At 41.0% G+C, this 12,869-nt stretch carries 16 protein-coding genes; 1 reads left to right on the forward strand and 15 read right to left on the reverse strand.

Going from position 1 to position 12,869, the window contains the following annotated elements:
• Window positions 1-129: 129 nt before the first annotated feature.
• The 14 genes from hepT to MKZ05_RS10410 form a co-directional block, all read right to left on the reverse strand.
• Window positions 130-1,092, reverse strand: a complete 963-nt coding sequence (hepT, locus tag MKZ05_RS10345; RefSeq protein ID WP_003215649.1) for a heptaprenyl diphosphate synthase component II — start codon at window positions 1,090-1,092, stop codon at window positions 130-132.
• 24 nt (window positions 1,093-1,116) lie between these two features.
• Window positions 1,117-1,821 carry a demethylmenaquinone methyltransferase gene (locus MKZ05_RS10350; RefSeq protein ID WP_003215527.1) on the reverse strand — a complete coding sequence of 235 codons (705 nt, stop codon included), beginning with the start codon at window positions 1,819-1,821 and terminating at the stop codon, window positions 1,117-1,119.
• A gap of 3 nt (window positions 1,822-1,824) precedes the next feature.
• The gene (locus MKZ05_RS10355; RefSeq protein ID WP_003215666.1) at window positions 1,825-2,592 is read right to left on the reverse strand and encodes a heptaprenyl diphosphate synthase component 1; all 768 of its coding nucleotides are present in this window, start codon (window positions 2,590-2,592) and stop codon (window positions 1,825-1,827) included.
• Window positions 2,593-2,706: 114 nt separating this feature from the next.
• Window positions 2,707-2,937: a trp RNA-binding attenuation protein MtrB gene (gene mtrB / locus MKZ05_RS10360; protein ID WP_003216082.1), complete on the reverse strand. Its 231-nt coding sequence runs from the start codon at window positions 2,935-2,937 to the stop codon at window positions 2,707-2,709.
• A 28-nt stretch (window positions 2,938-2,965) separates the two neighbouring features.
• Window positions 2,966-3,535 (reverse strand): GTP cyclohydrolase I FolE, encoded by a 570-nt coding sequence (gene folE, locus MKZ05_RS10365; RefSeq protein ID WP_281236225.1) that lies wholly within the window; start codon window positions 3,533-3,535, stop codon window positions 2,966-2,968.
• A gap of 190 nt (window positions 3,536-3,725) precedes the next feature.
• Window positions 3,726-4,004 carry a non-specific DNA-binding protein Hbs gene (gene hbs / locus MKZ05_RS10370; protein WP_003215863.1) on the reverse strand — a complete coding sequence of 93 codons (279 nt, stop codon included), beginning with the start codon at window positions 4,002-4,004 and terminating at the stop codon, window positions 3,726-3,728.
• Window positions 4,005-4,378: 374 nt separating this feature from the next.
• Window positions 4,379-5,857 carry a stage IV sporulation protein A gene (spoIVA, locus tag MKZ05_RS10375; RefSeq protein ID WP_003215616.1) on the reverse strand — a complete coding sequence of 493 codons (1,479 nt, stop codon included), beginning with the start codon at window positions 5,855-5,857 and terminating at the stop codon, window positions 4,379-4,381.
• Between the two features lie 205 nt (window positions 5,858-6,062).
• On the reverse strand, window positions 6,063-6,788 hold the full coding sequence (locus MKZ05_RS10380; protein ID WP_003215852.1) for a hypothetical protein: 726 nt from the start codon (window positions 6,786-6,788) through the stop codon (window positions 6,063-6,065).
• Window positions 6,789-6,806: 18 nt separating this feature from the next.
• Window positions 6,807-7,010, reverse strand: a complete 204-nt coding sequence (locus MKZ05_RS10385) for a DUF2768 domain-containing protein (RefSeq protein WP_034318888.1) — start codon at window positions 7,008-7,010, stop codon at window positions 6,807-6,809.
• Window positions 7,011-7,276: 266 nt separating this feature from the next.
• Complete coding sequence (locus MKZ05_RS10390; protein WP_044141099.1) at window positions 7,277-8,314, reverse strand: NAD(P)H-dependent glycerol-3-phosphate dehydrogenase; 1,038 nt, start codon at window positions 8,312-8,314, stop codon at window positions 7,277-7,279.
• Between the two features lie 14 nt (window positions 8,315-8,328).
• The gene (gene der / locus MKZ05_RS10395; protein ID WP_003215663.1) at window positions 8,329-9,639 is read right to left on the reverse strand and encodes a ribosome biogenesis GTPase Der; all 1,311 of its coding nucleotides are present in this window, start codon (window positions 9,637-9,639) and stop codon (window positions 8,329-8,331) included.
• Between the two features lie 159 nt (window positions 9,640-9,798).
• Window positions 9,799-9,993: a hypothetical protein gene (locus MKZ05_RS10400; RefSeq protein ID WP_003215794.1), complete on the reverse strand. Its 195-nt coding sequence runs from the start codon at window positions 9,991-9,993 to the stop codon at window positions 9,799-9,801.
• Window positions 9,994-9,999: 6 nt separating this feature from the next.
• Window positions 10,000-10,884, reverse strand: a complete 885-nt coding sequence (locus MKZ05_RS10405; RefSeq protein WP_003215905.1) for a YIEGIA family protein — start codon at window positions 10,882-10,884, stop codon at window positions 10,000-10,002.
• The gene (locus tag MKZ05_RS10410; protein WP_223251245.1) at window positions 10,881-11,255 is read right to left on the reverse strand and encodes a hypothetical protein; all 375 of its coding nucleotides are present in this window, start codon (window positions 11,253-11,255) and stop codon (window positions 10,881-10,883) included. Before MKZ05_RS10410 ends, MKZ05_RS10405 begins: the two co-directional genes overlap by 4 nt.
• A gap of 348 nt (window positions 11,256-11,603) precedes the next feature.
• On the opposite strand from MKZ05_RS10410, the gene MKZ05_RS10415 reads away from it, so the two are divergent.
• The gene (locus MKZ05_RS10415) at window positions 11,604-11,735 is read left to right on the forward strand and encodes a YpzI family protein (protein ID WP_003215762.1); all 132 of its coding nucleotides are present in this window, start codon (window positions 11,604-11,606) and stop codon (window positions 11,733-11,735) included.
• 53 nt (window positions 11,736-11,788) lie between these two features.
• On the opposite strand, the gene fni is transcribed toward MKZ05_RS10415, so the two are convergent.
• Window positions 11,789-12,856: a type 2 isopentenyl-diphosphate Delta-isomerase gene (gene fni, locus MKZ05_RS10420; protein WP_339160025.1), complete on the reverse strand. Its 1,068-nt coding sequence runs from the start codon at window positions 12,854-12,856 to the stop codon at window positions 11,789-11,791.
• Window positions 12,857-12,869 lie beyond the last annotated feature (13 nt).

The raw sequence follows: 12,869 nt of genomic DNA on the forward strand, positions 1-12,869 counted from the left end.
TACGTTCTCCACCCCGTCGTTTATGTATGTATAGGCTTACATTGTTACAAAGTGATCGTATCATTTTTTTATATAATAATCAATTTTTGACAAAAAATTTCACAAAAAAACCAATCAACAATATGTTGATTAGAATTTTCGTTTTCCAATATATTTGGCAATGGAAGCGAGTGACGTTTTCGCTCGTCCTCGAGGAAGTTTGTCTAGCTGTTCGAATGCCTTTTTCAAATACATTTCACTCACTCGAATCGAGCGGTCGATCGCATCTGTTTGTTTGAGGTGTTCAATCACAGGTTTTAGCTGGGTTTCCGTTGTTTCACTATTAATCAGCTTTAATTGTCCTTCGAGTGTAGGATTCTTCAGTGCATATAAGACCGGGAGTGTGACATTTCCTTGTAAAAGGTCTCCTCCAACAGGCTTACCAAGCTCTTCTTCAGTTGATGTGAAATCAAGCACATCATCAATGATCTGATAGGACATACCGACATAGTAGCCAAACCAGTAAAGGGCTTTATGTGTTTTCTCATCTGTACCTGCTGCTATCGCACCTAACTGACAGCTGCCTGCAATGAGCAAGGCTGTTTTTCGTTTGATTCTTCTTAGATATGTACGTAGGTTTTGATCCATATTGTATTTGTCTTTCACTTGCTCGATTTCACCAAGACAGAGCTCGACGACCATCTTTGACAAAATTTCATGCGCCATTGGGTGATTGATCTTTGTCATATACTCAAGAGATCTTGCAAACATATAATCTCCTGTGTACATGGCAATTCGATTGTCCCATTTTGCCTTAATCGTTGGCTTGCCTCTTCTCAGCTCTGCATCATCAATAACATCATCGTGAACGAGCGATGCCATATGAATGAGCTCAAGCGCAACGGCAACATATTTAATTTTATTAATGTCATAGTCGCCAAACATGCCTGAAAGGAGAACAAAAACGGGGCGGATTCGTTTTCCGCCCGCTTGCAGCAAATGAAGACCCGCTTCACTTAATAATGCATAATCAGAGCGAACTGTTTGTTCAAGCTCTTTTTCAATAATATCGATATCATGATTTAAAAAAGAGATCATTGCTTTTAGTTTCATTATTTTCACCCAAATATCGTTTATTCAAAGCTTCTTTCCGATATGTGTTGCTGCTACACCGCCTGTAAATGGATGATACGAGACATCAGACAGACCCGCCTCTTCGAAAAGAGCCGCCAGTTCTTTCATGCCAGGGAACGCTTTGGCTGATTCTTGAAGCCATGAATACTCCTGATAGCTTTTGGCAAACAGTTTACCAAAGAGCGGCATGATGTATTTGAAATAGACATAGTAGCCTTGTTTAAACCCAATCATTTCAGGTTGCGATGTCTCTAGACAGACAACCATTCCACCAGGCTTCACGACTCTTGTCATTTCTTTTAGCACTGTTAAGTAATCAGGGACGTTCCGTAAGCCAAAACCGATGGTGACATAATCAAATGTGTTGTCCTCAAAAGGAAGCTCCATCGCATTGCCGTGAAGCAATTCAATTTGATTATAGCCCCCAGTCTTCACCTTCGTTTCTCCAACACTCAGCATATTTTTACTAAAATCAAGGCCTTTGACTTCGCCTTTGTCTCCAACAGCATCAGCAAGCGCAATGGTCCAATCGGCTGTTCCGCAGCATACGTCTAATGCTTTGGCTCCTTTTTGAACATTCATCAGTTTCATTGTTTTATCGCGCCACTTTTTATGCTGCTTAAAGCTGATGACGGAGTTCATTTGATCATAGTTTTTATAAATTTTTTCAAATACACCGTGTACTCGCTGTTCTTTTGATTGCTGCATGACTTACCCTTCTTCCACTTTCTGATGATACGCAGGTTCATTTTTCATATGATCCAGGCGATTTAATAGCTCTTTTTGAACGACCGGAGATGAAACAAGATGCTCCTTGATGGATCGTTTGGCCTTTTCATAGCCTTCATTCTCAAAGTTGTCAAAACATGTATAGGCGTCCGTATAGCTATCGTTCAAAAAAAGTTTTAAATGTTTGTCATCTTCTGCTTGTTTCATGAAACGCTTATAAACAAGGAAACGACTTGCAATCTCATTCCAATGCGTTAATTGAAAATGCTCAGAAACCCTTTGGAATAACGCAGACTCAACCGTTGCTACACTTTTGTAAAAGTGCGCCGCATCTTGAATGGATCGATCATACAGTCTAATTTTATGTTCATTGATTTCTTTGATCGCCGTTGCGAGCGTGCGAATCATGTAGATGTCTTTCATGTCAGAGAGAAGAGAATAATAGAGACCGCTGAAATAGTCTCCTGCCAGGATCGTCAGCTGACGATTTTTGAATTCGTCTTGTTTGATCGCTGCAGCAGTTGTGACTTCGTCATGGGTATCAAGGGCAATTTGCACAAGCATCGCCGTTAAAATATAATTTTCTTTTTTCTCTGCATCAATTTGAGCTTCATCAAACATTGCATGAAAAAGAAGGAGCTTATCTTCATCGATGAGTGGCGCACGTAAATGTTTCGCCAAATAAGGATGAGAAAGCTTTTTATTTAATTTTATATTTAGATTAGATAAAATTCCGTAGATGTCTTGCAAAGATATCACCCTTGTCCCAAAAATTACAGTTTCATATGTAGCCCTGCACATTGTATAGAGATTTATTATACCATATCAGCTCTCACTTTTATGCTATCAAGTGCACTCAAGTATTTATTTCTTTGCTTCGCTTTGAATTTCCCCGAAGCTTGTTTGAATGACAGCATCGCCTCTTACTTTGATCGCTGACGTATGCTCAGTAAATTGTGCAATGATGACTTCACCTTTATCGAGCTTTTCGGAATGGTGAAATCTTGTATCAGAGCCTCTAGTTAAGCCGATGACATTTACACCATTTTCATTGGCTTTAATCACTACAAAATCAGATGCTTTATTTTCACTCAATCTGTTCACCTTCCATCTATCTATTGAATTAGTCGTTTTTAATAAAGGAAAGTACTTCTGCTCTTGCCGCTGCATCATTTGCAAATGTACCGCGTACTGCTGAAGTCACTGTTTTTGCGCCTGGCTTTTTCACTCCGCGCATCGTCATACACATATGCTCTGCTTCAACGACAATCATCACGCCATGCGGATTGAGTGTTTCCACCATACTATCTGCAATGGTTGATGTGATGCGTTCCTGAAGCTGCGGGCGTTTGGCAACAGCCTCTACAGCTCTTGCAAGTTTGCTAAGTCCTGTCACTTTTCCGCCGCGCGGAATATAAGCGACATGCGCTTTTCCGTAAAAAGGTACAAGGTGGTGTTCACACATTGAATGGAAAGCAATATCTTTTACAAGAACGAGTTCTTCGTGGTCTTCACCAAAAATGGTTTTAAAATGTTCTTTTGGATCTTCATTTAATCCCGAGAACACTTCTTCATACATTTTTGCTACTCGTTTAGGGGTATCAAGAAGTCCTTCACGATCTGGATTTTCTCCGATGGCTTTTAATATATCGCGTACTGCGTGTTCGATTAGTTCTTTATTTATTTCACTCATGTATTATATCCTCCAAAGGCGATTACATTTCAATCAGATTCTAGCACACTTCAGATCCTAAAAGCAAAGGAGAGCGTTCTAAACGAACCTTTTGATTCAAAAGGAAAAGCCCCTTATGAAAGGGGCTTTTCTAGACCAGTGTGAAACTGTATATGTATAACTCCTGCAATAGGATCATTACACATAACGATTATTTACCTGCCACCGCGTCTTTAAGTGCTTTACCTGGTTTGAAAGCAGGTACTTTGCTTGCAGGGATTTCGATCTCTGCACCAGTTTGTGGGTTACGTCCTTTACGAGCTGAACGCTCACGTACTTCAAAGTTACCAAAACCGATAAGTTGGATTTTGTCACCATTTTTAAGTGCATCTAAAATTGTATCAAAAACAGAATCAACTGCTTTTGTCGCGTCTTTTTTAGATAACTCGCTTGCTTCAGCAACCGCGTTAATAAGTTCTGTCTTGTTCATGCCTTTCACCTCCTCCCAAAAATATGCATTCAGTAGATTGTTATCATTTCTTCACAATTCATCTTCTTTCTATACACTTTTTTCGAAAAAAAGAGCGTCTAGAAAGCGGTATACATGGCTTTTCATTAGAAAACAACTCTTTGAAGGAATGTTTGTCCAGCAAAGTGAAGATTTTCTGTAAGTAGATTAACACATATGAAATACCATATCAAGCATTTTAAAGGGAAGAATCCTTATTCGTCAAGGATTAAGGGCACTTTTACGAACGAATATTCCTAATTTCAGCCTGAATCTGACTAATCTTTATACAATTGTCTTTTTATGACTCATTCCTTACGCAAAAAAAGACCCCTGTCAATGAGAGGTCTCACATGCTATAGAATAATCGCGATCAAACCGCCTGATCCTTCGTTGATGATTCTTTCAAGTGTTTCTTTCAGTTTATATCTTGCATTTTCTGGCATCAGTGACAGCTTTGCTTGAATGCCTTCTCTGACAAGGGAGCTGAGTGAGCGCCCAAATATATCTGAATTCCAAATCGAAAGCGGATCATCTTCAAAGTCTTGCATTAAGTAGCGGACGAGCTCTTCACTTTGTTTCTCTGTTCCGATAATCGGTGCAAATTCACTTTCTACATCTACCTTAATCATATGAATAGATGGCGCAACCGCCTTTAGTCTTACGCCAAATCTCGAGCCCTGCCTAATGATTTCTGGCTCATCTAAACTCATATCTGACAAGGCCGGGGCCGCAATTCCGTATCCCGTCTGCTTCACCATTTTTAAGGCATCTGATACTTGATCATATTCTGTCTTCGCATGCGCAAAATCTTGCATGAGCTCTAGAAGATGGTCTTTCCCTCTAATTTCTACACCAACCACTTCTTTTAGAATATGATCATATAGATCATCTGGGGCGTACAGGTCAATCTCCGCAATCCCTTGACCCATTTCAATCCCTGCTAAGCCCGCTCTTTCAATAAAGTCAAATTCACTGAACTGGCCAACAACACGGTCAACATCTCTTAATCTTTTAATATCCTTTACGGTTTCCTTCACTGAGTCCTGATAGCTTTCTCTCAGCCAATGATCTTCTTTCAACACCATGACCCAGCTTGGCAGGTTCACATTCACCTCTAGGACTGGGAATTCATATAATGCTTCACGAAGCACACTAAGGACGTCTTGCTCTCTCATACTTTCTACACTCATGGAAAGTACTGGAATATCATATTTTTGGCTCAGTTCCTGCCGCAGCGCTTCTGTTTCAGGATGATAGGGTCTCACAGAGTTGATCACCATAATAAACGGCTTTCCTACCTCTTTGAGTTCATCAATCACACGTTCTTCAGATTCAATATAATCATGTCTTGGAATTTCTCCAATAGAACCATCCGTTGTAATCACAACACCGATGGTTGAATGCTCTTGAATGACCTTGCGTGTGCCAATTTCCGCTGCTTCATGGAACGGAATTGGCTCTTCATACCACGGCGTGTTGATCATTCTTGGACCATTTTCATCTTCATACCCGCGCGCACCAGGGACTGTGTATCCTACACAATCGACAAGCCTGATGTTGACATCAAGACCGTCACTCACATGAATCGATGCCGCTTGATTCGGTACAAATTTTGGCTCAGTGGTCATAATGGTTTTTCCTGCTGCGCTTTGCGGCAATTCATCCTGTGCTCTTGCACGATCTGCCTCATTATTGATATTCGGGAGCACCACGAGCTCCATAAACTTTTTAATAAACGTAGATTTCCCTGTACGAACAGCGCCAACGACTCCTAAATATATATCGCCTCCTGTTCGTTCAGCGATATCCTTGAAAATATCGACTTTTTCCAAGTGATCCCCTCCCGGACTTGCTATCCTCGTTTTCAAATAAAATACTCTATTCTTCAATCAAACTTGCTTGAAAGGTGTCTGGACAATATATGTGTATGACGTTGTCCTATTTGAATATGACACCTTTTTTTGTTTTGAGAGTATGTTTAGCCATAAAAAAACCTTTCTCCTCATTTATATGCAGAGGAAAAAGGTTCATTCTTGTTTATGACGTCTTTTTTTCTAAAAAGTCAGGCTCACCTTTTTTGTTGATGGTATATGGGACAGAAAACGCGGGTACAAACGGGGTTTCCTGCCAATAGACATCTTGAATGTTTTCACCTGGTTTCAGCTTTCGTTTCGTATTCTTCAAAATATGAGCAAAATCACTGCGGTAATCCACATAGATTTCGCCATTTGATGAAATCAGTAATGGGAGGGAATTCCCTGTCACCGGGCTCATGACCGTAGGCGGCGATTTTAAGCCTAGCTTTTTTTCATTTAACGTATATAAATTGTTTGATACTACTTTGCCGTATGGCGGATATGTATGTTCATCTTGATATATTTTGATTCTAAGCCGTAATTCACTGATAGTTTGCGTCATTTTGACATCAAGCAGTTTCACAGTTGGGTTTTTTTCGACGTCTGTGAGGACATACATATATTCCCCTCCGCCTTCAAAGGATGTAGACGGTACATCGTGTAAATATCTTGGTGACAAGCGCTTAAAGTCGATGACGTACTTTTGATAAACCGGCGTGTCTGCTTCTTTCGTTTCAATCGGCAAAAGACCATTTGTTGCTTTTTGAAATTCCTCAATCGCTGTCTGAACGCTTTGCAGCTGCTCTTCGTACGGCACACGGTTTTCAGTTTTGCGATTTTCTGGATACAGACATCCTGTTAGTAAAATAAGTGCTAACAACGTGACACTGACTTTTGCTTTGATCATCACATTCTTCCTTTTTCTTTATTCATTGACCGGCCCGCTAAATACAACTAAAAACACAATGATACCTGATATCAGCATCAAGCTGTATGCGACGGTCGAGGCTGTTATTTTAAGAAACCGGCTCTTCAGCTTAAATCGACTGAAATAAATGGTTACTACAGCTAAAAACATGAGCCCCATTGAACCAAGTGCAAACCACATCTTGATTAAAGCAAAACTCATCGTGCCTGTCCCCCTTTAAAACGAACAAATTGTAAGCGTTTATATTTCATTCTAAACCAAAAATAAGGTAAATATCAATCATTTTTCCAATCATTCAGAAAAAAGCGCATAAAAAAACTGAAGCAAAGAGGGGGACTCCGCTTCAGTCATTAGGTCGACTATTTTTCCTCATTCTGTAGAGGCAAAGCTCTATTCAAACTTCATTGCTATGTTATGCAAGTCTTCCCCTTCTTGCATCCTCTACATGCCTAAGTTCAGTCTTCCATTTATTTTGTTTGGTTTTCAAACATGTTCACAAGGTCTTCCATTTCATGTGTTTTCACACGTGCCATCAATGATTCGACCGCATCGTCGACCTTTTTCCCTTCAAACAGGACGTGGTAAAGCGCCTCTGTGATCGGCATGCTGACCTTGTATTCTTTGGAGAGCTGATAAGCGCCTTTTGTTGTACGGACGCCTTCGACGACCATCCCCATTTTTTCAAGCACTTCTTCAAGTTTATACCCTTTACCAAGCAGATTTCCGCAGCGCCAGTTACGTGAATGAACACTTGTACATGTCACGATCAAATCTCCAACGCCCGTTAAACCGGCAAATGTCAGAGGATTCCCTCCCATTTTTGTACCGAGACGTGCGATTTCAGCGAGTCCTCTAGTGATGAGCGCCGCTTTTGCATTGTCACCATATCCAAGCCCATCTGTGATCCCTGCCGCAAGAGCAATGATATTTTTCAGTGCGCCGCCAATTTCTACACCAATCACATCAGGGTTTGTATAAACTCTAAAGTTGTTGTTCATGAACAAATCTTGAACAAATTGAGCCGCTTCAATATTTTCTGATGAGACAGTGACAGTTGTCGGGTGACGCAAGCCTACTTCCTCGGCGTGGCTCGGTCCTGATAAGACGACGACAGCTTCTCTTTTCTCATCCGGGACTTCTTGTTCAATCATTTGAGATATTCTCAGAAGTGTATCTGGTTCAATTCCTTTACTTACATGGACAAACGGCACTTTCGACGTAATCAGCTCATTTGCCTGCTTCAACACTTCACGAATGGCCTTTGTTGGCACAGCGACAATAATAGCGTCTGTCCCCTCTAACGCCTGCTTCATGTCTGTCGTCGCCTGAATAGACACCGGCAGTGCGACATTTGGCAAGTAATCATGATTTTCATGTTTCTCATTGATTTGGTCAATGAGCTCTTGTCTATGTCCCCACATGTGTACATCATGATGATTATCAGCTAATACAAGAGCAAGGGCTGTTCCCCAGCTTCCTGCTCCAAGTACTGAAATTTTCTTCATTCTGCTCACCCTTTTTATTTTCTCGCTCTCGCAAATATTTTAATCGGTGTTCCTTCAAAACCAAACGCATCTCGAATGCGATTTTCTAGGAAACGTTCATAAGAAAAGTGCATAAGCTCTGGATCGTTTACAAATACAACAAAGGACGGAGGCTTAATCGCCACCTGTGTCGCATAGTAAATTTTCAGGCGCTGTCCATTATGAGTCGGCGTTGGATTCATTGCTACTGCATCCATGATGATATCGTTCAAAATATTCGTTTGAACGCGCATCGCATGATTTTCACTAGCTGTAATAATGGACGGCATTAACGTATGAATTCTCTTTTTCGTGAGAGCAGACATAAACAAGACAGGAGCATAATCTAGGAATTGAAAATGCTCACGAATGTTTTGCTCAAATTCCTTCATCGTACGCTCATCTTTTTCAACAGCGTCCCATTTGTTCACAACGATCACAACGGCTTTACCAGCTTCGTGTGCATAGCCCGCAATACGTTTATCCTGCTCAATAATGCCTTCTTCACCGTCTAGAACAACAGCGACAACATCAGAACGATCAATGGCTTTTAATGCACGAAGCACACTGTATTTCTCTGTTGTTTCGTATACTTTTCCTTTTTTTCTCATACCTGCTGTATCAACAATGACAAAATCACGCTGATTATACGTAAACATCGTATCGACAGCATCTCTTGTTGTACCAGCGATGTTGCTGACAATGACGCGGTCTTCTCCGAGCATCGCATTCACTAAAGAAGATTTCCCTACATTCGGGCGACCGATTAAGCAGAACTGGACAACTTGTTCGTCATACTGCGTATCTGGTAAGTTCTTAAAGTGTTCTGCAACAGCATCAAGTAGATCACCAAGACCTAATCCGTGCGTTCCAGAAATCGGATATGGCTCGCCAAACCCTAGTGCATAAAAGTCATACACGTCACTTCTCATTTCAGGGTTGTCCAGTTTATTGACAGCAAGTACAACTGGCTTTTTCGTGCGATATAAAATTTTTGCGACTTCTTCATCCGCTGATGTCACACCATCTCGGCCATTCACCATAAAGATAATGACATCCGCTTCATCCATTGCAATTTCTGCTTGATGGCGAATTTGCGCTAAAAATGGCTCATCTCCAATATCAATTCCACCAGTATCTATTAAGTTAAAGTCATAATTTAACCATTCAGCAGAGCTATAAATACGATCTCTTGTTACACCAGGTGTGTCTTCTACAATCGATATTCTTTCGCCTGCGATTCGATTAAAAATTGTAGATTTTCCAACGTTGGGCCTTCCAACAATGGCTACGACAGGTTTACCCATAGTACCCTTCCTTTCAATCCAGCCGCGATTCAATATGTTCATCATCATGTTTCAACCGGGATTTAAAATTTTCATTCAGTTTTATGAAATAAACCCTTCAAACATGAAGGGTTCAACTTATATATTATATCAATTTTTAATCAGACCACAATGAATAACTTAAAAATGTTTGACAATCAAGTAAAGATCTTCTCCAATTCCGTGTGCAATTCCATCTAAAATGGCCTCTAAATTCATGGCGTACATGTCGAGTTCTTCTTTATTTTCACAGAAAAAAACGGCTGTTCCGCCCATGACCCGCTCTTTATTTGTTGTAGCCACAGCGAGTATAAATTGTTCAATAGTGTTCGCCATGCCCTATTACCTCACTTTCTTTTTTATGAACTCTGTCGGCATTCTGATGGCATTTTCTAAAATGGGTACTTCTTCTAATACACGGACAGCAAGATCTTCACGATACCATTGCGGTAAAATGAACACGCCAAGTGTGCCGTTATTCAAATCACGCTTTGCGAGCGGACAGAGTGATGGTTCACCAGAGTCGCGATACACACCAAGTACATTGGATAAATCAAATAAAATAGCTTGCCGCTGCCCAAGGTTGGCAATCGTTGTGGCTGCGTTGAAATTTTTCGGTGTCAAAATAAAGCCCATCCCATGCTCTAATATGAGCTTTTGCTTTTCGGGCAGTCCGATATTCATGATGTAAATATCGTTCACATAAAGCCCTGCCCCATCAAAGCGAAGCTCTCCTTTTTGTATGTTGACAATATCCTTTAATTGGCTGCCAGACATTAATAGCTTTGCCAAGAAAAAACAAAGAATACCGACCACTGTCCCAATAACGAGCGAGAAGAAAATACAGGCTGTCGTCGTAATCAGTGCCGTGAGAATCGCAATATAATTTCGGCTTTCAAAGGCGATAGCAATGCCTTCTATATATGTACTGCCTCTTGAGACTAGCTCATATGAATCCATTTGAGTTAACGTATTTCTTTCCATATTGCGGACATCTCGGAATTGCGTGGCCGCCAGCGTGAGAAAGGTAATCGCCGTAAATTCCTCCTGAATGAGTGCAGGCATAATGATCGCACCAAGTCCTGAAGCGATAAAACCAAGCGCAATGTGAATCACTTGTCCATGAATATACGTAGGGTATTGCCGGTAATCTGTTCTTAACATATAAAGCCTGGCCGCCATCCCAAAGATGACACCAATAATCACAGGAAACGTATAATCCGTCATGTTGATTTTGCAGCCCCTTTTACTGGTTTTCTTGATGAACGGGCGTTCAAGAGCTTTTCAAGCTGATCGACACCTAATAGGAAGATGGACCCTTGAACAACAAGGGATAGAAAAGAGAGATCTCCTATGACAATCGATGATGTCAGGCGGTGAATTGTGAGCGCATAAAGGGCTTCGCCAAGACATACAGCCATCATCCATAAGGTGACTCGTTCTGTGAAATGATGTCCATATGTCAAAGACATCAAGATCAGCAAGGCAAATACGACCCAATCCACTTTTATTAGCGTGAACCAAACCGGATCATATAATGCAAAAATCATAAAAAAGGCATATGCGCTCACCATAGAACCTAATTGTATGATTCTCATTATTTGATGCCCAGACCGGAATATAACGAAACCCGCACATGCATATAAAAAGGTCATCAAGTACCCCGCATTCAGGCTCATATCAAATATGGATATCATGAAATGACTACATATAATATGGACAAGGACAAAGACGCCTAGCACATTGCGCCATGAGCTTTTTTCCATAATAAATGTCACGATAATCCAAACGAACCATATGGACCAATAATAGTACAAAGCCTCCAACGTCTCATCACCTCAATTACATTATGGGAAAATCACCAATTTTTAAACGTAAGAGATCGCTTTGGGCATTGTATGAAATAAACAAGAGGTGACACCCTAATGGTTGAGGAGGGATGTATGATGGGAAAAGATAGACAGGAAAAACGCTTAAAGGCATCAAAAAGAGTGGAATCTGACCGTGATCAATCCATTCATTATAAAGGGGCAACAGCATTAGAAGGTCCAGATAGTGCGCGAAAAAGAAATCAATAAAAAAAAGCATGTGATGACCACATGCCTTAGATGTTTAAGGGCTAAACTTGCTTTTAGTCCTTTTTCTTATTTGATCTTAAACTATAGTACGTTGTGTCGATGCCTCTTTCTTTGAGCCAATGACTTGTTTCACCTGAAATGACAAGTTGGGTTTGTCTCAGCTCTTCAATGGTCTTCACGCCAAGGACTGTCATCATCATCTTCACATCTTCTTGAAGATCTATGATATTCGCGATGAGACCGCTCTCCCCTCCGTCAGTCAGTGATTTTAATAAAAAGCCAGCTAGACCAGCAGCGGATGCGCCAAGTGCGATTGATTTTGTTACATCAAGGGCGTCTTGTATACCTCCCGAGGCTAAAATCGTTTGATCTGGAAAACTTGTATGTACTTCAGCAAGACTCGCTGCAGTTGGAATCCCCCATTGATCAAAATAATGAAGTGCTTTTTGGCGGCGAAGATTTTCGATCTTAGAAAAGTTCGTACCACCAAATCCGCCTACATCAACGGCCGCAACCCCAGCATGAAATAACTTTTTGGCCGTTTCCTTGCTCATGCCAAATCCAACTTCTTTTACGACAACAGGCACACCAACTGATTCATTGATGGCTGCGATGCGCTCAAGTGCCCCCCTGAAATCACGGTCTCCTTCAGGCATGACAATCTCTTGAATCACATTTAAATGAATCTGGAGAATATTGGCCTCCAGCATCTCAACGGCTTCCTTCGCTTGCTTCATCGTTGCCTCACTGCCTAAGTTCGCAAAGACAATTCCATCTGGATTCACTTTACGAACAACTTCATACGTACGTCTTTCTTCTTTATCTTTCAGTGCAGCCATTTGCGATCCAACTGCCACCGGAATATTGGTTTCCTTCGCTGCGATCGATAAAGAGCGATTAATCTCATAGGTCGATTTTCCGCCTCCGCCAGTCATTGCATTGATAAAAATTGGCGAACCGAAAGTCAGTCCGCCAATTGTTGAATGTGTATCAATTTGTGATGTTGCAAGATCTGGTAAACTGGCGTGAACGAAGGAAACATCTTTTAAACCTGTTGCTGCATGCTGTCCAGTGGACAAGGCATGTTCAATATGCTGCTTCTTTCTTTCTGCTCGCGTCAATTTTGATCACCAA

This window comes from Bacillus sp. FSL M8-0277 (assembly GCF_037975305.1).
Classification (GTDB): domain Bacteria; phylum Bacillota; class Bacilli; order Bacillales; family Bacillaceae; genus Bacillus; species Bacillus pumilus.